The sequence below is a fragment of the Gordonia ajococcus genome (assembly GCF_012974285.1).
In the GTDB taxonomy this organism is placed as follows: domain Bacteria; phylum Actinomycetota; class Actinomycetes; order Mycobacteriales; family Mycobacteriaceae; genus Gordonia; species Gordonia amicalis.
Genome location: NZ_CP052884.1, coordinates 2208788 through 2232977 on the forward strand (window position 1 = coordinate 2208788; position 24190 = coordinate 2232977).

General features: G+C 68.1%; 21 protein-coding genes and 1 tRNA gene. 15 read left to right on the forward strand and 7 right to left on the reverse strand.

The window, feature by feature from the left end:
• The 13 genes from recN to GAA2_RS10100 all read left to right on the forward strand — a co-directional run bounded on the left by recN (window position 1) and on the right by GAA2_RS10100 (window position 13746).
• Window positions 1-1755, forward strand: coding sequence for a DNA repair protein RecN (recN, locus tag GAA2_RS10040; protein WP_159405985.1), 1755 nt, complete (start codon window positions 1-3; stop codon window positions 1753-1755).
• A 101-nt stretch (window positions 1756-1856) separates the two neighbouring features.
• Window positions 1857-3044, forward strand: coding sequence for a putative cytokinetic ring protein SteA (steA, locus tag GAA2_RS10045; protein ID WP_159405984.1), 1188 nt, complete (start codon window positions 1857-1859; stop codon window positions 3042-3044).
• Window positions 3045-3047: 3 nt separating this feature from the next.
• Entirely contained in the window at window positions 3048-3983 is a 936-nt protein-coding gene (locus tag GAA2_RS10050) for a copper transporter (RefSeq protein WP_024498695.1), read from the forward strand.
• Between the two features lie 151 nt (window positions 3984-4134).
• The gene (locus tag GAA2_RS10055; protein WP_159405983.1) at window positions 4135-5919 is read left to right on the forward strand and encodes a CTP synthase; all 1785 of its coding nucleotides are present in this window, start codon (window positions 4135-4137) and stop codon (window positions 5917-5919) included.
• A 5-nt stretch (window positions 5920-5924) separates the two neighbouring features.
• Window positions 5925-6548, forward strand: coding sequence for an NUDIX domain-containing protein (locus GAA2_RS10060; RefSeq protein WP_159405982.1), 624 nt, complete (start codon window positions 5925-5927; stop codon window positions 6546-6548).
• A 22-nt stretch (window positions 6549-6570) separates the two neighbouring features.
• Complete coding sequence (xerD, locus tag GAA2_RS10065) at window positions 6571-7488, forward strand: site-specific tyrosine recombinase XerD (protein WP_006435437.1); 918 nt, start codon at window positions 6571-6573, stop codon at window positions 7486-7488.
• A 170-nt stretch (window positions 7489-7658) separates the two neighbouring features.
• Window positions 7659-8600 (forward strand): ParA family protein, encoded by a 942-nt coding sequence (locus GAA2_RS10070; protein ID WP_024498698.1) that lies wholly within the window; start codon window positions 7659-7661, stop codon window positions 8598-8600.
• Window positions 8597-9499, forward strand: a complete 903-nt coding sequence (locus GAA2_RS10075) for a segregation and condensation protein A (protein ID WP_159405981.1) — start codon at window positions 8597-8599, stop codon at window positions 9497-9499. Before GAA2_RS10070 ends, GAA2_RS10075 begins: the two co-directional genes overlap by 4 nt.
• The gene (gene scpB / locus GAA2_RS10080) at window positions 9496-10287 is read left to right on the forward strand and encodes an SMC-Scp complex subunit ScpB (RefSeq protein WP_191834938.1); all 792 of its coding nucleotides are present in this window, start codon (window positions 9496-9498) and stop codon (window positions 10285-10287) included. The genes GAA2_RS10075 and scpB overlap by 4 nt, the downstream gene beginning before the upstream one ends.
• Window positions 10288-10324: 37 nt before the next feature.
• A complete protein-coding gene (locus tag GAA2_RS10085) occupies window positions 10325-11260 on the forward strand; it encodes a pseudouridine synthase (protein WP_006435441.1) in 936 nt (311 codons plus the stop codon).
• Window positions 11257-11952, forward strand: a complete 696-nt coding sequence (cmk, locus tag GAA2_RS10090) for a (d)CMP kinase (protein ID WP_159405980.1) — start codon at window positions 11257-11259, stop codon at window positions 11950-11952. Before GAA2_RS10085 ends, cmk begins: the two co-directional genes overlap by 4 nt.
• On the forward strand, window positions 11949-13388 hold the full coding sequence (gene der / locus GAA2_RS10095) for a ribosome biogenesis GTPase Der (RefSeq protein ID WP_024498702.1): 1440 nt from the start codon (window positions 11949-11951) through the stop codon (window positions 13386-13388). Before cmk ends, der begins: the two co-directional genes overlap by 4 nt.
• Before the next feature lie 284 nt (window positions 13389-13672).
• Window positions 13673-13746 (forward strand) — tRNA-Pro (locus GAA2_RS10100).
• 149 nt (window positions 13747-13895) lie between these two features.
• Here GAA2_RS10100 and GAA2_RS10105 read toward each other — a convergent pair.
• From GAA2_RS10105 to GAA2_RS10135, 7 genes are all read right to left on the reverse strand, one after another.
• Window positions 13896-14843 (reverse strand): diiron oxygenase, encoded by a 948-nt coding sequence (locus GAA2_RS10105; protein WP_191834939.1) that lies wholly within the window; start codon window positions 14841-14843, stop codon window positions 13896-13898.
• A complete protein-coding gene (locus tag GAA2_RS10110; protein ID WP_006435447.1) occupies window positions 14840-15721 on the reverse strand; it encodes a prephenate dehydrogenase/arogenate dehydrogenase family protein in 882 nt (293 codons plus the stop codon). Before GAA2_RS10110 ends, GAA2_RS10105 begins: the two co-directional genes overlap by 4 nt.
• The gene (pabB, locus tag GAA2_RS10115; protein WP_191834998.1) at window positions 15718-17838 is read right to left on the reverse strand and encodes an aminodeoxychorismate synthase component I; all 2121 of its coding nucleotides are present in this window, start codon (window positions 17836-17838) and stop codon (window positions 15718-15720) included. The genes GAA2_RS10110 and pabB overlap by 4 nt, the downstream gene beginning before the upstream one ends.
• A 1-nt stretch (window position 17839) precedes the next feature.
• A complete protein-coding gene (locus GAA2_RS10120) occupies window positions 17840-18268 on the reverse strand; it encodes a chorismate mutase family protein (protein ID WP_191834940.1) in 429 nt (142 codons plus the stop codon).
• Between the two features lie 309 nt (window positions 18269-18577).
• Window positions 18578-19666, reverse strand: a complete 1089-nt coding sequence (locus GAA2_RS10125) for an ATP-binding protein (protein WP_006435450.1) — start codon at window positions 19664-19666, stop codon at window positions 18578-18580.
• Between the two features lie 132 nt (window positions 19667-19798).
• On the reverse strand, window positions 19799-20101 hold the full coding sequence (locus GAA2_RS10130) for a hypothetical protein (protein ID WP_006435451.1): 303 nt from the start codon (window positions 20099-20101) through the stop codon (window positions 19799-19801).
• Window positions 20098-20676 (reverse strand): recombinase family protein, encoded by a 579-nt coding sequence (locus tag GAA2_RS10135; RefSeq protein WP_006435452.1) that lies wholly within the window; start codon window positions 20674-20676, stop codon window positions 20098-20100. The genes GAA2_RS10130 and GAA2_RS10135 overlap by 4 nt, the downstream gene beginning before the upstream one ends.
• A 355-nt stretch (window positions 20677-21031) precedes the next feature.
• Between GAA2_RS10135 and GAA2_RS10140 the strand changes: the two genes are divergently transcribed.
• Together GAA2_RS10140 and GAA2_RS10145 are read left to right on the forward strand one after the other, a co-directional pair.
• Complete coding sequence (locus GAA2_RS10140; RefSeq protein ID WP_248664733.1) at window positions 21032-22450, forward strand: LLM class flavin-dependent oxidoreductase; 1419 nt, start codon at window positions 21032-21034, stop codon at window positions 22448-22450.
• A gap of 348 nt (window positions 22451-22798) precedes the next feature.
• Window positions 22799-24184 (forward strand): IS1380 family transposase, encoded by a 1386-nt coding sequence (locus GAA2_RS10145; protein WP_024498686.1) that lies wholly within the window; start codon window positions 22799-22801, stop codon window positions 24182-24184.
• The last annotated feature ends 6 nt before the right edge of the window (window positions 24185-24190 follow it).

Sequence of the window (24190 nt, forward strand, 5' to 3'; positions counted from 1 at the left end):
GTGCTCGAAGAACTGTCGATCACCGGACTCGGTGTCATCGAGGAGGCGCAGGCACGTTTCCACCCGGGCTTCACAGTGCTCACCGGTGAGACGGGCGCGGGCAAGACGATGATCGTCACCAGCCTGCACCTGCTGTCCGGGGCGCGCGCCGATGCGACGCGCGTCCGAACCGGTAGCGCCAAGGCCATCGTCGAGGGTCGGTTCCGGCTGGCGAACGCCGAGGGTGTGCAGAAGGATCCGGTGGTCGCCGACATCCTCGACTCCACCGGCGCCGAACTCGACGACGACGACACCGTGATCGCGGTCCGGTCGGTGAGCGCCGACGGTCGGTCGCGGGCACATCTGGGTGGCCGATCGGTGCCGGTCGGGGTGATGGGGCAACTCACCACCGCGGTTCTGGCCATCCACGGCCAGAACGATCAGCTCCGTCTCCTGCGACCGGAGCATCAACGGGCCGCGCTCGACACCTTCGGCGGCTCGAAGGCGACGGCTGCGCTGGAGGCGTACCGGAAGGCCCGGACCGCCTGGGTCGACATCCTCGACGAACTCGACGCCCGTCGCGCGAACTACCGTGAGCTCGCGCAGGAAGCCGACCGACTTCGTTTCGGCATCGATGAGATCGCCGCGGTCGACCCGATCCCGGGTGAGGACGAGGAACTCACCGCGACGATCCGGCGTCTGTCGGACCTCGAATCCATCCGCGGCGCCGCCGACCAGGCACACGACATCGTCGCCGGCGATTCGGGAGCATCGGTGATCGAGGGGTTGGGCACGGTGCGCACCCTTCTGGAGGGTGCCGCCGACGACACCCTGCGCGGACTGGTCCCGCGGGTCTCCGAAGCGCTCACCGTGATCACCGACGTCGGCGCCGAACTGACGGCGTTCACGTCGAGCCTTCCCGCCGATGCCGAAGAGCTCGACAAACTCCTGGCGCGTCAGGCCGAACTCAAGACACTCGTGCGCAAATACGCGCCCGACGTCGACGGCGTCATCGACTGGCGGCGTAAGGCCGAGGCCCGACTCGCCGAGATCGAGGACCCGCGGTCGTCGATCGAGGAACTCGAGACCGCCGCCGCGGCGGCGCTGGAAACGGTCGAGGCGGCTGCGACCAAGCTGCACGACCTGCGCGTCAAGGCGGCGTCGTCGATGGCCGGCAAGGTGTCCAAGGAGCTGAAGGGTCTCGCCATGGGCGACTCGACGCTTGCGGTCTCCGTCGGTCCCGAACCGGCCTCGCCGGAGGATCGGCTCGCGATCACGCTCGGCGGCAGCCGGGCTCATGCGGGGGCCGACGGCGCCGACAAGGTCGAATTCGCGCTCGTGGCGCACCCCGGAGCCACGCCACTGCCGATCGCGAAGTCTGCATCCGGCGGCGAACTGTCGCGCGTGATGCTCGCGCTCGAGGTGGTGCTCGCGGCGCCGACCTCCGGTTCGGTCATGGTGTTCGACGAGGTCGACGCCGGTGTCGGCGGGCGCGCCGCCGTGGAGATCGGCAAGCGACTGTCCCGTCTGGCCCGGGCCCACCAGGTCATCGTCGTCACCCACCTGCCCCAGGTCGCGGCCTTCGCCGACAACCACCTGGTCATCGGCAAGTCCAAGAAGGGTGCGCGGGTCACCAGCAGTGTGCGGACCCTCGACCGCGACGAGCGCGTCGCCGAACTGGCACGCATGCTCGCCGGGCTGGGGGAGTCCGACACCGGACGTGCGCACGCCGAGGAATTGCTGGCCACCGCGGAAGCGGAACGGGCGGCTCACTGACCTCGCACGGGCTGGGACCCCTGTTGCTTGTGTGACAAAAGTTTCTCGTGTTACGGCGCGCCTCCCGGGCTCCGTCGTGTCTTCGGTCAATCATTGCGGTCATGAAGATGCCTGCACTGCTCGCGCGTAACACCGAAGAACTGCCTGGCGTGACCGGTATCGCCAGGATCGACAAGAACACCAAACGGCTGCTCAACCGGGTCGGTCCGGGTGACATCGCCATCCTCGACGAGGTCGACCTGGACCGCGTCACCGCCGACGCCCTTGTCGAGGCCAACGTCGTCGCGGTGGTGAACGTCTCCCGCTCGATCACCGGCCGCTACCCGAACCTCGGTCCCGAGGTTCTCGTCGCGTCGGGCATCGTCCTTCTCGACGATGTGGGCCCGGAGATCTTCAAGCGCGTCAAGGACGGAGCCAAGGTGCGCGTCCACGACGACCGGCTCTTCGTCGGGGAACGTCGCCTGGCGCTGGGCACCGAACTCGACGAGCGCGACATCGCCGACATCATGATCGGCGCCAAGGCGGGCCTTGTCGATCACCTGGAAGCCTTCTCCGGCAACACGATCGAATTCATCCGCAGCGAATCCCCGCTGCTGATCGACGGCGTGGGTGTGCCGGAGATCGACGTGGACCTTGCCGGCCGGCATGTGGTCATCGTCGGAGAGGGCGCCGACCGCGCCGCGGATCTGCGTGCGCTCAAGCCGTTCATCAAGGAGTACCAGCCGGTGATGGTCGGTGTGGGCACCGGCGCGGACACCCTGACGAAAGCCGGCTACAAGCCCGCGATCATCGTCGGCGACCCCGAGCACATCAAGACCCCGACGCTGAAATCCGGTGCGCAACTGGTGCTGCCGGCCGACACCGACGGACATGCCGCGGGCCTCGAGCGCATCCAGGACCTCGGTATCGGTGCCACCACCTTCCCCGCGGCGGGCTCCGCGGAAGACCTCGCCCTGCTGCTGACCGACTACCACGGCGCCGACCTGATCGTCACCGTCGGGTACCCGGGCTCCCTCGACGACTTCTTCGATCGTTCGCGTCGTGAGAGCAACCCGTCGATGTTCCTGACCCGGCTGAAGGTGGGGCAGAAGCTCGTCGACGCGAAAGCGGTTGCGACGCTGTACCGCAGTCGTGTGTCCGGTGCAGCGATCGCGTGTGTCGTCCTGGCCGCACTGGTCGCGGTGATCGCGGCCCTCCTGCTGTCCAACACCGGCACCGACGTCACCGATTGGATTGTCACGCAGTGGAATGCGCTGCTCGACTGGGCACGAGAGGTCTGGAATCGATAGGCGATGATCTCGCTACGACAGCATGCGATCTCACTGGTCGCGATCTTCCTGGCATTGGCGCTCGGACTCTTCCTCGGTTCGGGGTTCGTCGGGGATCGGGTGAACTCGATGACCGGGACCAGTAGGGACCGGATCGGTGATCTCGAAGACCAGCGCGACGACCTGAACGCGAAGCTCAACGCGTCCAACAGTTTCGATCTGGCGATCGGGCCCCGGCTCATCGCCAACACCCTGCGCGGCCAGTCGGTTCTGGTGGTCACCGCGCCGAACGCGGCCGAGGCCGACGTCGACGCCGTGAAGGAGAACATCTCCGGCGCCGGCGCGCGCTTCGCCGGTCAGATCGCGCTGACCGAGTCGCTCCTCGGCGACCAGAACGCCGAACAGCTGCGCACCATCGTCGACCAGACGATCCCGCCGGGTGCGATGTTGCGAGCCGAGCTGACCGACTCGGGCAGCCGGGCCGGTGACCTGCTCGGAACCCTGGTGCTCTCCGGCAAATCCACCCGCCCGGCATCGTCCGCCGACCGTCGGACCGGTCTCGCGACCCTGCGCGACGGCGGGTTCATCGATTACGTCAACAACGCGGTGACACCGGCCGATCTGATGGTCGTGGTGACCGGTGACGAGTTCGGCCCCGACTCGGGAGCACAGGGTGCGCTCGTGGCCCGCCTTGCCGCAGCGGCGTCCGTACGTGGCGTGGGAGGGGTGCTCGTGGGTCGGACCGGATCGGCCAACGGAAGCTCGCCGATCGCCGTGGTCCGTGCCGACCCGTCACTGGCCAACGCGGTCTCCACGGTCGACAACGTCGACCAGCCGACCGGTCTCATCACGACGGTCCTGGCGCTCGCCGCCGAGGGCAAGGGTGCGACCGGGGCCTACGGCACCGGGGCCGGCGCCACCGCGGTCACCGTCGGGGCCGACGGCAAGCCGGCCGCCTGACCCCGCCGTCGAGCTGATTTCGGGTTCGGAGTGAGTACCGCCACGCCACGCGCCGGTGTGGCGGTACGGCATGGCGGCCCAGTGGTGTTACCCTGGAGTCCCGTAGGTAATCAGGGCATCGGCCCCGATTCGGCCGACGGGAGACACGCTTTTGCGACCTTTGCGACACGTTCACGACACCAAGCACATCTTTGTCACTGGTGGCGTCGCCTCTTCACTGGGTAAGGGCCTCACGGCCTCGAGCCTGGGTCAACTTCTCACCTCTCGGGGCCTGCGGGTCACGATGCAGAAGCTCGATCCCTATCTGAATGTCGATCCCGGCACGATGAATCCTTTCCAACACGGAGAGGTCTTCGTGACCGAGGACGGCGCGGAGACCGACCTCGACGTCGGACACTACGAGCGCTTCCTGGACCGCAACCTCTCGCAGTCGGCGAATGTGACCACGGGACAGGTGTATTCGACGGTCATCGCCAAGGAGCGGCGCGGCGAGTACCTCGGTGAGACCGTGCAGGTGATCCCGCACATCACCGACGAACTCAAGTCGCGGGTGCTGGCCATGGGCGAGCCCGACGCCGACGGCGAGGTGCCCGACGTCGTCATCACCGAGATCGGCGGCACGGTCGGCGACATCGAGTCGCTGCCGTTCATCGAGGCCGCCCGCCAGGTGCGCCATGACGTCGGCCGCGACAACGTCTTCTTCCTGCACGTGTCGCTGGTGCCCTACCTCGCGCCGTCGGGGGAGCTCAAGACCAAGCCGACCCAGCACTCGGTCGCCGCTTTGCGCAACGTCGGTATTCAGCCCGACGCGTTGATCCTGCGCTGCGACCGCGACGTGCCCGAGGGACTCAAGAAGAAGATCGCGCTGATGTGCGACGTCGAACTCGACGGCGTGATCTCGACCCCCGACGCGCCGTCGATCTACGACATCCCCAAGGTGCTGCACAACGAGCATCTCGACGCGTACGTGGTCCGCAAGCTGGGGCTGCCCTTCCGTGATGTCGACTGGACGGTCTGGGGCGAACTGCTCCAGCGCGTCCACGAGCCGCGCGAAACCGTGCGGGTGGCGCTGGTCGGCAAGTACGTCGACCTGCCCGACGCCTACCTGTCGGTCACCGAGGCCATCCGTGCCGGCGGTTTCGCCTGGAAGGCGCGCACCGAGATCAAGTGGGTGCCGTCGGATGACTGCCAGACCCCGGCGGGTGCGCAGGCCGCGCTCGGGGACGTCGACGCGATCCTGATCCCCGGCGGCTTCGGCATCCGCGGCATCGAGGGCAAGGTCGGCGCCATCTCGTACGCGCGGCGCCGCGGCATCCCGCTCCTCGGCCTCTGCCTGGGGCTCCAGTGTGTGGTCATCGAGGCCGCCCGTTCGGTGGGGCTCGACGAGGCCAGTTCGACCGAATTCGATCCCGACACCCCGCATCCGGTGATCTCGACGATGGCCGACCAGGCGGACGCGGTGGCCGGCGAGGCGGACCTGGGCGGCACGATGCGCCTCGGTGCCTACGACGCGGTCCTGAAGGCGGGTTCGGTCGTCGCGGAGTCGTACGGTACCCGCGAGGTGTCCGAGCGTCACCGTCACCGTTTCGAGGTCAACAACGCCTACCGCGACAAGATCGCCGATTCGGGTCTGGTCTTCTCGGGGACCTCGCCCGACGGGCACCTCGTCGAATTCGTCGAATACCCCAAGTCGGTGCATCCGTTCTTCGTCGCCACCCAGGCGCACCCGGAGCTCAAGAGCCGTCCGACGCGTCCGCACCCGCTGTTCCGCTCGTTCATCGAGGCCGCTCTGAAATACAAGGCAGCCGAACGCCTTCCGGTGGATCTCGGTGACGAGTACGAGTCGAACGACGCCCCGGCCGGCACCGTCGCGGCGGTCAACGACGTCACCGTCGAACCGGTCGCCGGGATCGACGAGATCGGCGTCGAGGGCTGACCGGGTTGGGCGGCCACGAGTTCGACGTCAACGGCACCCGCACCGTCTACGACGGTGCGATCATCACGTTGCGCGTCGACGACGTGGCCATGCCCGGCGGGCGAGTCGCCGAGCGGGAGGTCGTCGAACACTTCGGTGCGGTCGCGATCCTCGCGCGTGACGAGGACCGCCGGATCGCCATGGTGCGCCAGTACCGGCATCCGATCGGCCGCCGCCTCCTCGAGTTGCCGGCCGGCCTTCTCGACCAGGACGGTGAGGCGCCGCTGGCTGCGGCGCAGCGCGAGCTGGCCGAGGAGGCCGACCTGGCCGCCGACACCTGGCACGTCCTCGTCGATCTGGCGCTCTCACCGGGTTTCACCGACGAGGCACTTCGCCTCTACCTGGCCGAGGACCTACATCGCCTCGACGAGGCGGAGCGCGTCGACGAGGAAGCCGACATGGAGGTCGAGTGGGTGTCGCTCGACGACGCCGTCGCGATGGTGCTGGCCGGCGAGATCGTGAACGCCACCAGCGTCGCGGGCATCCTGGCCGCCTCGGCGGCGGAACGGTCGGGGATCGGGCTGCGCGGGACAGATGCCCCGTGGCCCGACGAGCCGACCGCGCTTCGGGACCGCCGGCGTCGCTCGTGAACACGTCAGTCGTGAGTCGCCCGTGACGATCGCCGCCGCCATCTCGCGCTTCCTCGATCACCTCACCGTCGAACGAGGTGCGGCGGCCAACACCGTGTCGTCCTACCGTCGTGATCTCGAGCGGTACCGGCGATATCTCGAATCGCGCGACATCGCGTCGATCGACGCGGTGACCGAGGAGGACGTGCGCGAATTCCTCGTCGACCTGCGTCGCGGGGATCCGGACGCCGGGTTCCCGCCCCTCGCGGACAGCTCGATCGCGCGAACAGTGGTGGCGACCAGGCGCTTTCACAAGTTCGCGGTCGACGAGGGGATGGTTGCGACGGACGTTGCGCAGGCGGTCCGTCCGCCGAGGCCGGCGCGCCGTCTCCCGAAGTCGCTGCCCGTCGACGAGGTGCTGGCCATCCTCGAGGCCGCCGGTGCCGAAGACCATCCCCGCGCCCTGCGCGATCGCGCCCTGCTGGAATTCCTCTACAGCTGCGGCGCCCGCATCTCCGAGGCCACCTCGCTCGACATCGACGACCTCGACCTCGACACCCGGGCGGTACGCCTACGGGGCAAGGGCGGCAAGGAGCGGCTCGTCCCGCTGGGCGGACCGGCGATCGATGCCATCGACGCCTATCTCGTCCGCGGCCGTCCCGCGCTGGTATCGCGGGCGACGCCGGCGCTGTTCCTCAATGCCCGGGGCGGGCGACTCTCGCGTCAGTCGGCGTGGCAGGTACTGGTCACCGCCGCCGAACGCGCCGGGTTGGACAAGGCCGTCTCCCCGCACACCCTGCGGCACAGCTTCGCGACCCATCTCCTCGACGGCGGCGCCGACGTCCGCGTCGTCCAGGAGCTGCTCGGACACGCCTCGGTGACCACCACGCAGGTGTACACACTCGTGACGGTGAACACGATGCGCGAGGTGTATGCCGTCGCACATCCGCGTGCCCGCTGACCGCGCGCCGACAGCGGGTCGACGCCCGCGATGTCCTAGGCTGATACGAGTCGTCGTCCACGGACCGGCATTTCCGCCCGGCCGGCCGACGCGCATCGGGTACCGAAGAGTGAAGGGAGCGGCGGGCACGTGACCACTCCGAGCACACTGCGGTCTGGCACCCGACTCGAGTGTTCGGGGACGCGATCGTGACCTCCGCGGGTGATCAGTACAGCATCCAGGTGTCGCCGGGACATGACGCCGACGAGGTCGACCACCACGGCACCGGCGAGATCGGCCCCACCGGACGGCCCTATCGAGAAGTCCCCGAGCCGAGACCACTCGACCGTCACGGTCCGGCCACCGTCATCGCCGTGTGCAACCAGAAGGGCGGGGTCGGCAAGACCACCTCGACCATCAACCTCGGGGCCGCGCTCGCCGAGTACGGCCGCCGCGTGTTGCTCGTCGACCTCGACCCGCAGGGCGCGTTGTCCGCGGGACTGGGTGTGCCGCACCACGAACTCGAGCAGACGGTCTACAACCTCCTCGTCCCGCCGCAGGTGGCCACCGACGAGGTGCTGATGCGCACACGCGTCGACGGACTCGACCTGCTGCCGAGCAACATCGACCTGTCGGCCGCGGAGATCCAGCTCGTCACGGAGGTGGGACGCGAACAGTCCCTGGCCCGTGCGCTGCACCCGGTTCTCGACCGCTACGACGTGGTGCTGATCGACTGCCAGCCCTCGCTCGGCCTGCTCACCGTGAACGCCCTCGCCTGCGCGGACACCGTGCTGATCCCGATGGAGTGCGAATACTTCTCGCTGCGTGGCCTGGCGCTGCTCACCGACACGATCAACAAGGTGCGCGACCGTCTCAACCCGCGCCTGGACCTCGGTGGCATCCTCGTCACCATGTTCGACGCCCGCACGCTGCATTCCCGCGAGGTGATGGCGCGTGTGGTCGAGGTGTTCGGCGACGCCGTCTACGACACCGTGATCTCCCGGACCGTCCGTTTCCCGGAGACGAGCGTCGCCGGTGAACCGATCACCTCGTGGGCACCGCGGTCGGCCGGCGCGAAGGCCTACCGGGCGCTGGCGCGTGAGGTGATCGCGCGCAACGTGAAGGGCGCATGACCGTCGACACCGACCACGCCGTGACCGAGTCCGACGGGTCCGAGGTCGAAGCGCCGGTCGAGGCGTCGGAGCCGGTCGGGGACACCCCTGATGGGAGTGACGAGGCCGCCGAATCCGGTTTCCGGGTCAAGCTCCGCAATTTCGAGGGACCCTTCGACCTGCTGCTGAACCTGATCTCGCAGCATCGGCTCGATGTCACCGAGGTCGCGCTGCACGAGGTGACCGACGACTTCATCGCCTATACCCGCGAACTCGGTCCGGAGGTCGGGCTCGACCAGACCACCGAGTTCCTCGTCGTGGCGGCCACGCTGCTCGATCTCAAGGCGGCCCGGCTGTTGCCGTCCGGCGAGGTCGACGACCCCGAGGACCTGGCCCTGCTCGAAGCCCGCGACCTGCTGTTCGCGCGGCTGCTCCAGTACCGGGCGTACAAGCAGGTGGCACAGTTGTTCGGCGAACTGGAAGCCGCCGCGCTGCAACGTTATCCGCGCGCCGTCTCGCTGGAGCAACGGTTCGAGGACCTGTTGCCGGAGGTCACGCTCGGCGTCGACGCCGCCGGTTTCGTGCAGGTGGCCGCGGCGGCGATGACCCCGCGGCCCGTGCCGACGGTCGGACTCGACCATCTCCACGACGTGCAGTCGGTGTCGGTGCCGGGTCAGGCCCGGCGGATGGCGGCACTGCTCAGTGCGTCGACCGGCGAATGGCTCACGTTCCGCGCTCTCACCGCCGACTGCGGGAGCGGACTCGAGATCGTCGGCAGCTTCCTCGGATTGCTGGAGCTCTACCGCGATCAGGCCATCACCTTCGAACAACCCGAGGCTCTCGGCGATCTCGCGGTGATGTGGACCGGCGAACGCGAGATCGACGACCTGCGCATCGACAAGGCAGAGGATTACGGATGACCGACGGACCGATCGAGGACGCCGACGACGTGAATGACGAGGCTCTCGCCGAATCGGCAACCGACGCCCCGGCGTCGGCGGAGAGTGCGACGGACCACGGCCCCGCCGACCCCGAGCAGACGGCGCTGACGGGGGAGGACGAGGTCGAGGTCCTCGACGACGCGACCCTGCGGGCGGCACTCGAGGCCGTGCTGCTCGTCGTCGACACCCCGGTGACCACCGAGGAGTTGGCCAACGCCGTCGACCAGGACCGGACACGCGTGCGCGAGATGCTCAACGCGATGGCCGCCGAGCTCACCGCGGCGCGCAGCGGCATCGACCTGCGTTTCGCGGGCGACGGCTGGCGGTTGTACACCCGGGCGGACTTCGCACCGTACGTGGAGAGGTTGCTGCTCGACGGGGCGCGGTCGAAGCTGACGCGCGCCGCGTTGGAGACACTGGCCGTGATCGCCTACCGGCAGCCGGTGACCCGCGCACGGGTCAGCGCGATCCGTGGTGTGAACGTCGACGGCGTGATCCGCACCCTCGTCGCGCGCGGCCTGATCAACGAGGTCGGCCAGGACCCGCAGACCAACGCCACGACCTACGCGACCACCGAGTTGTTCCTCGAGCGTCTCGGTCTCGCCTCGCTGTCCGAACTGCCCGATCTGGCGCCGCTGCTGCCCGACGTCGACCTCATCGACGACCTCGACGACGAGCTGCTGTCGGATCCCCGATTCGCCAAACTGTCCCCTCAGCCGTCAGACTCGAAGGTACTGGTCACCGACGGTGACCTGAATGATGACTAGAACCGCATAGATCCACCCACACACAGGATTGAGAACAATGGCTTCCGCTGGCCGAGATGGCTCACCGGGAAAACGCCGCAAGGGCGCCCCCGCACAGCAACCGCGAACCAAGAAGACGCACCGCAAGGGGTCGTCGAAACCGAACGCCGATGTCGGGAAGATCCGGCTCAACAACGCCCGGCCCGCACGCCATCAGGTGGCGCCGGAGCAGGTGAGCGGCACGGGCCCGGCCTTCGTCGAGGACGGTGTGCGGCTCCAGAAGGTACTCGCCCAGGCCGGCGTCGCCTCGCGCCGCGGCGCCGAGGAGATGATCGCCGCCGGACGTGTGAAGGTCGACGGCGTCGTCGTCACCGAGCAGGGCCTGCGCATCAACCCCGACACCGCGATCATCCATGTCGACGATGCACGCGTGATCATGGACGAGACGCGTCAGTACCTCGCGTTCAACAAGCCCAAGGGCTGGCAGTCGACCATGGCCGACGACCAGGGTCGTCCGTGCGTCGGTGACGTGGTCGCCGAACGCGTGATGGCCGGACAGCGTCTCTTCCACGTCGGCCGCCTCGACGCCGACACCGAAGGTCTGCTGCTGCTCACCAACGACGGCGAGCTGGCCCACCGGCTGATGCACCCGTCGTTCGAGGTGCCCAAGACCTACCTCGCGACCCTGAAGGGTGAGGTGCCCCGCGGGGTCGCTCGTCAACTCCGTGAGGGGATCGAACTCGAGGACGGTCCGGTCAAGGTCGACAGGTTCACCGTCATCGAGGTCCACGAGGGACAGTCGCTGGTGCGGATCACCCTGCACGAGGGCCGGAACCGCATCGTGCGCCGCATGATGGACGAGGTCGGCTTCCCGGTCACGAAACTCGTTCGCACGCATGTGGGTACCGTCGCGCTCGGAGAGCAACGGCCGGGCAGCCTGCGTGTCCTCGGCAACGACGAGGTCGGCGCGCTGTACAAGGCGGTCGGGCTGTGACCGCTGGCACCACGCGCGTCGTCGCCATCGACGGGCCGGCCGGTACGGGCAAGTCGTCGGTGTCGAAGCTGCTCGCCGAGAAGGTCGGTGCCAGCTACCTCGACACCGGTGCGATGTACCGCGCGGTGACCCTGGCGGTCCTCGATGCCGGTGTGGCACTTGATGATCCGGCCGGTATCGCCCGGGTCGCGGACGCGGTCGACATCGAGTTGATCCCCACCGGAGACGGGTCGTCGACGGTGTTGCTCGACGGTCGCGACGTGTCCGGGCCGATCCGGACCGACCATGTGACCAGCGCGGTCTCGGCGGTGTCCGCCGTTCCCGAGGTGCGAACCAAACTCGTTGCGCTGCAGCGGCAGAACGCGCAGGACCGCTTCGTGGTGGTCGAGGGACGCGACATCGGGACCGTGGTGTTCCCGGCCGCCGACGTCAAGATCTTCCTGACCGCGACGCCGGAGGCACGCGCTGACCGGCGGCACAAGCAGAACCTGGCCGCGGGTCGCGACAGCGACTACGCAGCCGTTCTCGACAGCGTGAACCGCCGCGATCATCTCGATTCGACGCGCGCGGTGTCGCCGTTGCGTGCCGCCGACGATGCCGTCGTCGTCGACACCAGCGACAAGACCCTGATGGAGGTGCTCGACGAACTGAGCGGCCTCGTGGAGACCCGGATCGGAGCATCAGAACGGTGAGCGACAACTTCGAGACCGATGTGGCGGCGTTGCCGGGTGACGGCACGTGGGCGGACGAATCCGATTGGCAGCTGGCCGATATCGAGGGTGCCGACGGTGCCGCCGAGTTCGAGCACATGCCGGTGCTGGCGATCGTCGGGCGACCCAACGTGGGCAAGTCCACTCTCGTCAACCGCATCCTCGGCCGTCGCGAGGCCGTGGTCGAGGACATCCCGGGCGTCACGCGTGACCGTGTGTCCTACTCGGCGAGCTGGTCGGGACGTAGCTTCACGGTCGTCGACACGGGCGGCTGGGAACCCGACGCCAAGGGTCTGCAGCAGGCAGTCGCGGCCCAGGCCGAGCTCGCGATGCGGACCGCCGACGCCATCGTCGTGGTCGTCGACGCGACCGTGGGCGCCACCGCCACCGACGAGGCCGTGGCGCGTGTCCTGCGACGGTCGAAGACCCCGGTGATCCTGTGCGCCAACAAGGTCGACAGCGAGCGCATGGAGGCAGACACGGCCGCCCTGTGGTCGCTGGGACTCGGCGAGCCGCACCCGGTGTCGGCGGCGCACGGTCGTGGCGCCGGTGACCTGCTCGACGTCATCCTGGAGAAGCTGCCCGCGACCCCGCGCGAGGCGCCGGTGCTGGGCGGCCCGCGTCGTGTGGCACTCGTCGGCAAGCCGAACGTGGGCAAGAGCTCGCTGTTGAACAAGCTGGCCGGCACCGAGCGTTCCGTCGTCGACAACGTGGCCGGGACCACCGTCGACCCCGTCGACGAGATCGTCGAAGTCGGCGGCAAGACCTGGCATTTCGTCGACACCGCCGGCCTGCGGCGCAAGGTGCGCACCGCGAGTGGTCACGAGTACTACGCGTCGTTGCGGACGCGGTCGGCACTCGACGCCGCCGAGGTGGCGATCCTGCTGATCGACGCGTCGGAGCCGATCACCGAGCAGGACCTTCGCGTGCTGTCGCTCATCATCGAGAGCGGTCGTGCGCTGGTCATCGCGTTCAACAAGTGGGACCTGGTCGACGAGGATCGTCGTTACCAGCTCGACAAGGAGATCGATCGCGAGCTCGCCCGCGTGCCGTGGGCTCGCCGGGTGAACATCTCGGCGTCGACCGGTCGTGCGGTCCAGAAGCTGGTACCCGCGATGGAGAGCGCGCTCGACTCGTGGGACAAGCGCATCTCGACCGGACCGCTGAACAGCTGGCTCAAGGACGTCATCGCGGCCAACCCGCCGCCGCTGCGCGGCGGGCGACAGCCGCGCGTGATGTTCGCGACCCAGGCGTCGGTACGACCGCCGACCTTCGTGCTCTTCACCACCGGCTTCCTCGAGGCCGGCTACCGCCGCTTCCTGGAGCGTCGCCTGCGCGAGGAGTTCAACTTCGACGGCTCGCCGGTGCGCATCAACGTGCGTGTGCGCGACAAGCGGGAGCAGCGTCGCAAACGCTGACCGCAGACCCACCCTTTTTCGGCAGAATCACCCCCGCGTCGGTTGGCGTTTCTGCCGAAAACTGGTGGGTTTGACTGGGTCTGGCGACCATCACCGGCGGTTGGATCTGGTTCAAGATGCGGTCCGCGGTCTAGGTCGCGGTAGCAGATGTCGTCGATCGTTGCGCCCGGCGCCACGTTTCGCGACATCTGACGACCGGCCGGGAACCCCGCCTGACCAGGCGATTGGTTCCGAACGGCAGTCGTCGGCTAGGCTTTATCTCGCTCCGCTTGAGCAGGGAGCAACGGGCTGTGGCGCAGTTTGGTAGCGCACTTGACTGGGGGTCAAGTGGTCGCAGGTTCAAATCCTGTCAGCCCGACAGAGCAGGCCCCGTCCGCAGTGCGGACGGGGCCTGCGTCTTGTCACGGACTCTTGTCGACGCGATCGAAATACTCGACGATCCTTCCTGCGCGAACAGGCCGTCCGCTGAGGAAGTTCGGGGTCGGCGGGGTACACGCAGAATCGTGGTCAGCACCGGTCGAGCTCACCGAACCGGGCGAGCAGCCGGTCGATCGCGGTGCAGTCCTGCAGGAATCGGCGGCGATCGGGGTCCTCGGCGACCTCGCGCAGCATCGCATCGCCGTCCGCGACCTGTTCGACGGCGAGGATCGCCGACCACGTCGTCCCATCGGTGGCCGTGAACGCGTCGACGCCATCACACAGGGCCCGCGCCAGGATGTTCCGGTCGTGTCGGTCGAGCCGGTCGTGGACCATGGCGATCATCTCGGACGCAACCGAGGCGTGTGCGCGCTCGTCTCGGCGGTGCAACGCGATGGTGGCCTGGTGCACCGGTTGGATCGTCCGGTCGTCGGCGATCAAGGTCAGGTAGTCCGCGATGGAGGTCTCCGCGACGGTCGCGTACGCGAGGGTCGTCAAGGCCGCGGCACGGGCCGACTCGGCCCGCGAGAGCGCCTCCCGATGCCGCCGCACGGTCGACGTCTCCGGCAAGGCTGCGTCCGGCAGCGCCCAGCCGCGTCGACGCCGGGTCAGCGCGGACGCGTTCAGGTGCATCAGCGTGTGGTACTCCTCGTCGACCATCGACTGCACCACCGCCGCCCGGCCCGCGTCGGAGAAGCCGGTGCCGAACGCGTCCCGGAAGAGCAGTCCGAAACCAGGTGTCACCACGTCCTGTTCGATGTCGACGACATTCTTGTTGTAGGCGATCCACGCCCACGCCAGGATGCGGGACCGTACACCCTCGTCGAGCCGCTCCCAGACCGGATGCCCGGCGAAGGGGAGCAGCACCTCTGGGTAGTCGACGCAGTTGTCGTCGTAGAGGTCGTCCATCGTGGGCGCGTCGAGTTCGGGTTCGGTGCGCCGCACCGTCGCCCGCCGCGGCCAGCTGCGGACCAGCCCGCGGATGACCGCCGTCTCCACCGGATCGGAGGCGTCGTGCTCGGGCACGTGGCCGCTCACGACGGCAGTCCTTCGAAGATCCGCGCACACACTCGCGCGTACCCGTCTGCGCGGTCGCCCAGCGGGACACCGGCCCGCGCGAGGAGCGCCGTGAAGTCGTCGGCGTCGCCCTCGGACGCGGCCGACACCCGGGATACGGCCCGCGCCAACGCCTCCCGCGCGGCGGGCGCACACGGGTTGGATTCCTGCACGTCTCGATACACCTCCGGTGTCCCGCCGGTGATCCGCGCCAGCAACGCCGACATCGTCGTGAACGGCGGGGTGGCCAGCGCCGTCGCCTCGTCGGCGCCGACTCCGAGGTCGGCGAGCGCGCATCCGAACGACAGGATCGTCGCATGGGTGAGGGCCTGCACCGCCGCGCACAACCGGTCGTGCCGGTCCGCGGTCGTGACCTCCACCCGCGCGCCCCACCGTGCGAGGTCCTCGAGCAGACGGTCTGCGCCCGCGCCGCGCCGATGGACGACCACCGCGACCGTGCGCCCGGGCAGGCCGAGGGACGGCGCGAACATGGGATTGATCCCGACGATCGACCCGCCCCGGTCGCGATCGGCGGCGTCGAGACGGGCTACGGCCGACGAGAACCGCGTCTTGACCGACAGCGTCTCCACCAACAGCGCGGTCGGGCGCAGCAGTGGCCCCACCTCCGCGACCGCGGCGAGCGCCACATCCTCCGGGACCGCGAAAACCACGACGTCCGCCTCGCGCAATTGCGCTATCGCCTCCGGACCGGGAGACCGGATGTCATCGCCGGAGCAGGCATCGAGCACGTGCACGGTGTTCCCGTCACCGCGCCACCGGTCGGCGAGCATCGTCCCGACCGCCCCGGCGCCGCCGGCGACGACCACCGACCGTGCACCTGGGACGGGTGGTGCGGTCACGGGTCGCTCTCTTCGGCGACAGACAGGCAGCGGCGCATCGTCAGCGCCTTGACCATCGTCTCCTCGAACTCCTCGTCCGGATCCGACAGCGCGACGATCGCGCCGCCCACCCCGAACGTCACCTCGGAACCGGTCGCGACCATGGTGCGGATCACGATCGACAGGTCGGCGGTTCCGGTCAGCGAGAAGTAGCCGATCGCGCCCGAGTACACCCCTCTCGGACCGGCTTCGAGTTTGTCGATGATCTCCATCGTGCGGATCTTCGGCGCCCCGGTCATCGATCCGCCGGGGAACGCCGCCCGCACACAGTCGACCGCTGACAGCCCCTCGCGCAGCGTCCCACGCACCGTCGACACCATCTGGTGCACGGGCGCGTACGTCTCGATATCGAACAGGGAGGGCACGTGCACCGATCCCGGCACGCAGACCCGCGACAGGTCGTTGCGGACGAGGTCGACGATCATCAGGTTCTCCGACCGGTCCTTCTCGCTGGCTCGCAGGTCGCACCGAAACCCCTGGTCCTCGACGGGGTCCGCCGACCGCGGCCGGGTGCCCTTGATCGGTTTCGATTCCACCGTCCGGTCCGCACCCACCTTCAGGAATCGTTCCGGGGACGCGCTGAGCACCGACAGTCCCGAGAACTGGAGCAACGCGTTGTAGGGCATCGGGCTGATCTCGCGCAGACACGAGTACCCGGACACGGGATCGAGACTGCGGAGCACTGTGGCCGTGTTCGTCAGGCACACCTCGTAGGACTCCCCGGAGCGGATCTCCGCCAGGCATTGTTCGACGAGCCTCAAGTACGTGGGGTGGTTGTGCCGGAACACGATCGGCACCTCTTCCGCCGCCGGGACCAGTGGGGGAGCCGTCACTGGTGGCTCGGGGAGCGTGTCCTGCATCGCACCGATGGTCGACGCCGTCTCGTGTAACCACCGCGCGGTATCGGGGTCGGCGGTGTCGGGGTCCGGGCCGTCCACCGATTCGAGTGCCAGCGCGTACGCACATCCCCGCTCGTGGTCGATCACGACGGCCCGGTCCGCGAACACGAGCGCCGCATCGGCCTGCTCGGACGCGTGTGCCAGCTGCCCGCCGGTGTCCGCCTTGAGTTCGTAGCCGAGATAGCCGACGTAGCCGAGGCAGAACCCGAACGGTGGATCCGTGCGCGGCGCCACCGACCGCTCCCGTAGTTGTGCGCCGAGATAGTCGAAGAAGGTGCTGCGGATCTTCTCCACCGTCCCGTCCGAATGTTCTACTCGCACGGTCATTTCCGGGACGCTGTAGGTCACGTATTCGGCGCGCGGACCCGAGCAGTCACCCATCACGGAGAACCGGCCGTCTGCGTCGTCGGCCGCCGACCCGTCCAGCCAGTAGCTGTTCGGTCCACCGGCGAACAGCCGCTCGTACACCGCCCCGGGGTCCACGACCCGGTCCACCTTCACCGACCGGATCCGGTAACGGTCTCTCGGCTTCGTTGCCGGCGCCTCGGTCTCCGCTGCCGTCGGGGGAGTCCTTGCCGCCCGGGTCGGCCGGGGCGCCCGCACCGGCGTCGCTGCCGCGAAGTTCGCCAGGAGTTCCCGGCCGTACTCGGAGCAGATCGACTCCGGGTGAAACTGCACCCCCCACAACGGCAGTTCCCGATGACGTACCGCCATCAGGACACCGTCGTCCGACCACGCCTGGACTTCCAACGCGTCGGGGACATCCACGACCGCCAAGGAGTGGTACCTCACCGCCCGGAACGGGGACGGCAGTCCCGCGAACAGGCCTCTGCCGTCGTGGTGCACCGCGCTGATCCGTCCGTGTCGAGGTTCGGGCGCCGGTACCACCGGGCTGCCGAACACGTGACACAGTCCCTGGTGGCCCAGACACACGCCGAGCACGGGAAGCCCGCTGTCGGTCAGGGCCCGCGCGCTGATCCCGAAGTCGCGCGCGCAGTCCGGCCGGCCCGGGCCGGGGGAGACCACCACGTTGTCGAACGCCGTCAGGTCCACCGACGGCCACGGCATGTCGTTGGCGACGACCGTCGGCTCCCGGCCGTTGACCTCCGTCAACAACGTGTACAGGTTGTACGTGAACGAGTCGTAGTTGTCGATGAGCAGTGTCCGCACGGCGGCCACCTCATTCCGTGCTCGGGCCGCCGACGTCCGCGGCAATCCGTTCGGTGAGGGCACGATCCGGTCCTGCGTTCTCGGCCGGGACGCCGTTGGTCCGCAGTTCCTCGGTCACCACGATCAGGTCCTCCACCCGGCAGGTCTCCGAGATGAGCAGGTCGTAGAGGTCGTGCAGGAACTGCGGGGAGAGGTCGTGATCGAGGGCGTACCGGTGGGCATGCTCGTGCACCGCTCCGACACGGCGCGGCTGCATCACCGGAATGGTGTATCGCTGCTTGAGGTGCGCGATGCGGGTGCACACCTCTATCCGGGCGCGCACGTCCTCGAGCAGTCGGTCGTCGATACCGTCCAACTCCGCACGGAGGTCCGCGAGCTCGCGTTCGCCGACGTCGCTCCCACCCAGCATCTGTCCCTTGTCGCCCATCGACTTGTTCACGCCACGACCACCTTGCGCTGTCCGAAGGGAAGTGCGGCCCGCCAACTTGAACCGCCGAGATGCGACGCCGACCTCGACTGGTCCTGCGCCCGGTTCGGTCTCGCGAACCGCGTCCCCCGACTCGGTCCATAGTCGCACCGACCGCGTGCACTGTGAGGGAGTTGGCGTCACCGCCCGGTCACGATTCACCAACGAACGCGACGTCACTGTCGTCCGATCAGATGGGGGGTGGTTCGATCGCGTCGGTCTGGCTGTGTCCGCGCGGCGCACGAACTCGTGTCGGGTCAGTGGGACGGCCGGACAGGGCGTTCAAGCGGGCAGCGGCACCCCGACGTCGGCGCCGCCCTCTTCGGTGATCCGAGCTCCCATTCGGGTGAAGGTGGGGGTGGTGATGAACCCGCCGGCGAAGAGGGCCTCGCCCTGGCGGAACTCGGGTGACTCCGCCAGCAAGTGTTCGCCGACGAACCCGAACGTGTCGGCGAGTTCGGCCAGATCGCGCGGGGCGTTCATCCGCATCAGGCACAGGTTGTCGCACTGGGACAACACGTTGGGGTGGATCTTCGTCGGCCGTTGCGTGGACAGGAGAAGCCAGAGACCGAACTTGCGGCCTTCGGCTGCGATCTGCACGACGCGATCGATCAGGGCCTGCTCCACGGCGCTGGTGGCGACGGGCGGGCAGATGTTGTGGGCCTCGTCGATGACGATGAGGACGGGGCGACGCTCTTCGCGGCGAGCCCACAGGTGTTCGAGCACGCTGAGGGCGGCCACCTTGGGTTCCGCCGAGTGGGCGAATCCGCCCAGGTCGAGCACGGTTGCCTGGGGGCGCTCGTCGACGATGTCGGTGGCCGCGACCTCGCCCCGCGCCCACAGGTCCCAGTCGAGGACCTGGAGATTCTCGATCCGCTTGGCCAGCCGCTGGTGGCCGGGGTCGTCGGAGGCGCGCAGCGCGGTGATGTAGGTGCTCTGGTCCGGCGTGCCGGTGAGAGTGGCGTCGGCGTGGAGCAGGACGTTGTACTCGTCGGCGTCGGCGATCGGGTCCAGCTGCAGGACCGCGGCCTTCGCGGCGAGCGGCAGGTCGGTGAACCGCGTCCGCAGCTGGGGGAGGTCGCGCCGCGTCGAATGCAGCACCCGGATGTCGGATGCGGCGATGGTCTCGGCGGCTTCGGGGTCGGAGCTGTCCCTCGTCTCCGGCAAGCGGGTGAAGTCGGCATTCGGGTCGAGGATGAGCAGCGGGAGTCGGGTGCTCAGGAGCAACTGCTCCAGCACCACACCGAGCGCGTAGGTCTTGCCCGAACCGCTCTGGCCGCACCAGAAGGTGTGACGGTTGAACTTCAGGGCGGAGAGAACGACTTCGGACGTCGCGTCGTCGCGATGGCTTCCCACTGTCAGCTGAACCACGCCTGAACGATACGGCGTCGGAGGCCTCGGCACCGACTCGCACGGTCGCGTGGCGCGGTGTCGGAGAATCGCCGCCTGCCGCGAGCGCTACTTGTAGCCAGCGCTGCGGTGTTCGGGTGGCGATCCCGGCCTTCACTTGCGGGCGTGCCGCAGGTAGCCGTACAGGGCGGCACGATGGCCGCGGGTGTAGCTGGGTTCCTCGTCGTCGGGGTCAGGCGGACAGTCGAGGGTCGACGATGCGAGCTGACGTGCCCACGGTGCCGGCAGTGCGCACAGCGCGGCTTCCGCGTCGTCGAACCCCTTCTGGAAGAGATCGGGATCGAGATGCTCGTCGAGGTCGGCGTCGTAGATCGGGAACGACGTGGGAAGCCGGGTGACTACTCCGTATTCGGTGACGATGTCGAGGTCGGGGAGCTCGTTCTCGTGATTTGTCAACGGACCGTGCGTCTTTCGGCGAGGGTGCGGTAGAGCGTTGCACGGCTGACCCCCAGCGCCTGGGCGATCCTCGGCACGGATTCGCCTGCGGCACGCATCTGTTCGGCACGCAGCACCTGCTCGTCGTCGAGGACACGGGGGCGTCCGACCGTCGATGCAGGCTGCCGGTGTGTCGTCGTGGTCCGCGGCCTCGACGAGCTGAGCCCGGGGGAGGGGTCGTCGAGTTCGGCCAGGGACGCCAGGAGTCCGACGACCATCGCGCCGGCGGGATCGTCGGTGTCGATGCCCTCGCGCAACGAGCGGAGGCCGATGCTGCGTTTCGCGAGTTCACGCGTGATGGCCATGACCTCGCGGATGTTGCGTCCGAGACGGTCGATGCCCACGACCACGGTGGTGTCACCAGCCCGCGCGTAGTCCAGCAGTGCGTTCATGCCCGGTCGACGGTCCGCGGACCGAACCCGGTCGGCGACGTCGGTATAGATCCGTGCCGGATCAACCCCTGCTTCTGTCAATGCATCGATCTGCGGACCGAGGGCGTGTGCTCCCGGGGTCTCGCGCGCGTATCCGAGGGACATCCCCGGCGCGCCACCTCTCGCTTCTGCCGTCACGACGAGGACTCTATCTCAAAAGTCTCGATACAGATTTGAGACGCGCGCGGGAGATTCGAGATTGGTCGTCTGGAACGCTCGGCCAAGTCTGAGTTTTCGCGACAAAGTGTCGCAAAATACTGTCTCGTAAGGTTCGAGACGAGATCGGTGCCGAACGTGATCGCGGTCGTGTGCCGGGGGGAGTGCGTCGACGATCTTCGGCGCAGCACGTCGACGACCGGATTTCGATCAGGCTGCGCGCAATCGTGTCCCGCTGATCCCGGCAGACCTAGGGTGCAGCAGTCCCATTCACGTCCCTCGTTCTGTGAAAGAAGTCGCACTCGTGTCTGAAGAAGCCGCCCGTCCGCTCCATTTCGCCGCGTTCGTCATGAACACGACCAGCCACATCGTCCAGGGCACGTGGCGTCGCCCGTCGTCGCGGTCGGCGGACTTCAACGATCTCGATCACTGGGTGAACCTCGCGAAGACGCTCGAGCGCGGGAAGTTCGACGCCATCTTCTTCGCCGACGTCGTCGGGCTCTACGCCCCGTACCGCGGTGACGAGCGGAAGTACTTCGAAGCCGGTCTGCAGGTCCCGAGCAACGACCCGAGCGTGCTCGCCAGCGCGATCGCCTACGCGACAGAGCATCTCGGCATCGCATTCACCGCGAGCATCCTGCAGGAGCATCCGTTCAACTTCGCCCGCCGGATCTCGACACTCGACCACGCGACGAAGGGTCGTATCGCGTGGAACATCGTGACGAACTACCTGCCCAATGCCAGCCGCAACTTCGGTCTCGAAGGACTCACCGCCCACGACGCGCGTTACGCGTGGGCCGACGAGTACGTCGACGTCACCTACAAGCTGTGGGAGGGCAGCTGGGACGACGACGCGCTGCTGCAGGACCGTGAGCGCGGCGTCCACGCCGATTACGACAAGGTCCACCGCATCAACCACATCGGTGAGCGGTACCAGGTCGAGGGGCCACACCTGGTGTCGCCGAGCCCCCAGCGCACGCCGTTCCTCTTCCAGGCGGGTGCCTCAGAGGCCGGCCGCAACTTCGCGGCGCAGAACGCCGAAGCAGTGTTCCTCGGAACGCCGAACCGTGAAGCCGCACTCCGGGACACCTCCGACATCCGCCGGCGTGCGGTCGCGCTCGGGCGTCGAGCCGACGACCTGAAGTTCTTCCAGGGGCTGTACGTCGTGCCGACCTCGACCGAGGCCGAAGCGGCACGCGTCGCCGCGGAACTCGACGAGTGGATCGACCACGACGGACACCTCGCGCACATGTCGGGGTCCATCGGCATCGACTTCGGTCACGACGACCTCGACACCCCGGTCGGTGAGATCAAGACGGAAGGCGTGCAGTCGGTCGTCGGTTGGATCAACGACCTGGTGACCGACCGCCCCGCCACACTGCGCGACGTCGCCCACCACACCGCGACCAACCTGCGCATCGTCGGCACGCCCGAGAAGATCGCCGACGAGCTCACCGCGTGGCAGGCGAGCGGTGTCGACGGCGTCAACTTGATGAACTACGAGATCCCGACCTCCTACGAGGATTTCGTCGATCATGTGATCCCGACGCTGCGCGAGCGGGGCCTCATCCAGAGTGAGTACTCCGACGGCACCCTGCGACAGAAGATCTTCGGGGAGGGGGACCGGCTGCCGGATCGCCACCATGCGACCCGGTACCGCGGCGCGTTCGGCGCGGGGGCCGGCAAAGCCGGCGACGAGGCGTTCGCTGGTGCGGTGAACTGACGCTCGCTCCTGCTCCCTGAGTAGCGAGCTTGTGCGCGTGAGGCTCTGCTCCCTGAGTAGCGAGCTTGCGAGCGTGAGGCTCTGCTCCCTGAGTAGCGAGCTTGTGCGCGTGAGGCTCTGCTCCCTGAGTAGCGAGCTTGCGAGCGTATCGAAGGGCTTGGCGAGGAAATGTCGCCAGGCCCTTCGAGGCTCGTCGCCAGCGCTCCTCACACCTCAGCCTGGATGCACCGATTTGGGGTGAGGTTTCTGGTGTTTGATGGGGTGTTGAGAAGCGAGATGCCTTGCTGCAGTGCAAGAATGGGACTTGTCTAAGGAACACATTCAGGCACGAAGAAAGGCATCTCGCAGATGCGATTCTCTCATACCAACCCGGTAGCAGCAGCCTCGTTCGACGACCCGAACCTGATCGCCGCAGCGGGGGTCGTGCCGGTGATGGGCTTGGCCACCTCGTGCAGCTTGGCCGACCTGGCCGACGAGTGGCTCACGATCCCCACCGACAAAGGCGCCCACCCAGGAGCGAAGGTATCGGCGCTGGTCACCGGCATGGTCATGGGTGCGGACAGCATCGCCGACATGGGTGTGCTGCGTCACGGAGCGATGGGTACCCTGTTCGACCGCACCTACGCACCGTCCACGCTGGGATCGTTTCTGCGGATGTTCACCTACGGCCACACCCGCCAACTCGACGCAGTCGCCACCCGGTTTCTCGGCGAACTGACACGACAGACCAGCCTGCTCGGTGATCTCAGTAATCCCAGCGCCTCGGTGATGCTCGACATCGATGACACTGTCATCGAGGTCCACGGCTATGGCAAACAGGGCGCGCAGGTCGGTTACACCGGCACCCGCGGACTCAACGTGTTGCTGACCACGCTCACCGCCCCAGGACGGGCCCCGGTGATCTGTGGGCAGCGCCTACGCCGCGGTGCTCGCGGTTCCTCGCACGGCGCAGCGTCAATGATCACCTCAGCACTGAAGACGCTCACCCGTCTGAGGCCCACCACCACTGCACCACCAGTGCTGGTGCGTGCCGATTCCGCGTTCTACTCCTACGACATGGTCCGCGCCTGCCTGGCCCACGGTGCGCACGTCTCGATCACCCTGCGGCGCCAACCCGACGTCCTGCGCGCCATCGCCAACATCGACGCCACCGCCTGGACACCGATCACCTACACCCGCCCGGTCTATGACCCCGACACCCACACCGTGGTCCACCGCGCCCAGGTCGCGGCCACCCCGTTCACCGCATTCACCGGCAACATGAGCGGCAAGAAGCCAGTGCCTGGTCACCTGATCGTGCGGCGAGTACCCGACGAACAAAGCACCCAGACCGGCGAGTTGTTCCCGATCTGGCGCTACCACGCGTTTTTCACCAGCCAACCCGACCCCGATCCGGTCACCGCCGACGCCATCCACCGCGGACACGCCATCATCGAAAACGTCCACGCCGACCTCAAAAACGGGCCCCTGGCCCACCTGCCCTCGGCACAGTTCGCCGCGAACAACGCCTGGCTGACCTGCGCAGTCATCGCGTTCAACCTCTCCCGCGCCGCGGGATGTGTGGCCGGGATGACCACCGCCACCACCGCCACCGTGCGCCGCACCCTGATCAGCATCGCCGCCCGCATCTCCCGCTCAGCACGCCGCGTGACCTTGCACCTACCCCGCGACTGGCCCTGGCAACCGTACTGGCAGAACCTCTTCGACCACACCCACCATCGAAAACCCGCGTAAACCCCT

Excerpts from the sequence above, each read along its gene's own strand:
- GAA2_RS10050 (WP_024498695.1), top strand. The coding sequence starts at position 3,048 with ATGATCTCGCTACGACAGCATGCGATCTCACTGGTCGCGATCTTCCTG.
- GAA2_RS10075 (WP_159405981.1), top strand. The coding sequence starts at position 8,597 with ATGACCGTCGACACCGACCACGCCGTGACCGAGTCCGACGGGTCCGAG.
- GAA2_RS10085 (WP_006435441.1), top strand. The coding sequence starts at position 10,325 with ATGGCTTCCGCTGGCCGAGATGGCTCACCGGGAAAACGCCGCAAGGGC.
- GAA2_RS10145 (WP_024498686.1), top strand. The coding sequence starts at position 22,799 with ATGCGATTCTCTCATACCAACCCGGTAGCAGCAGCCTCGTTCGACGAC.
- scpB (WP_191834938.1), top strand. The coding sequence starts at position 9,496 with ATGACCGACGGACCGATCGAGGACGCCGACGACGTGAATGACGAGGCT.
- steA (WP_159405984.1), top strand. The coding sequence starts at position 1,857 with ATGAAGATGCCTGCACTGCTCGCGCGTAACACCGAAGAACTGCCTGGC.
- GAA2_RS10135 (WP_006435452.1), bottom strand. The coding sequence starts at position 20,676 with ATGTCCCTCGGATACGCGCGCGAGACCCCGGGAGCACACGCCCTCGGT.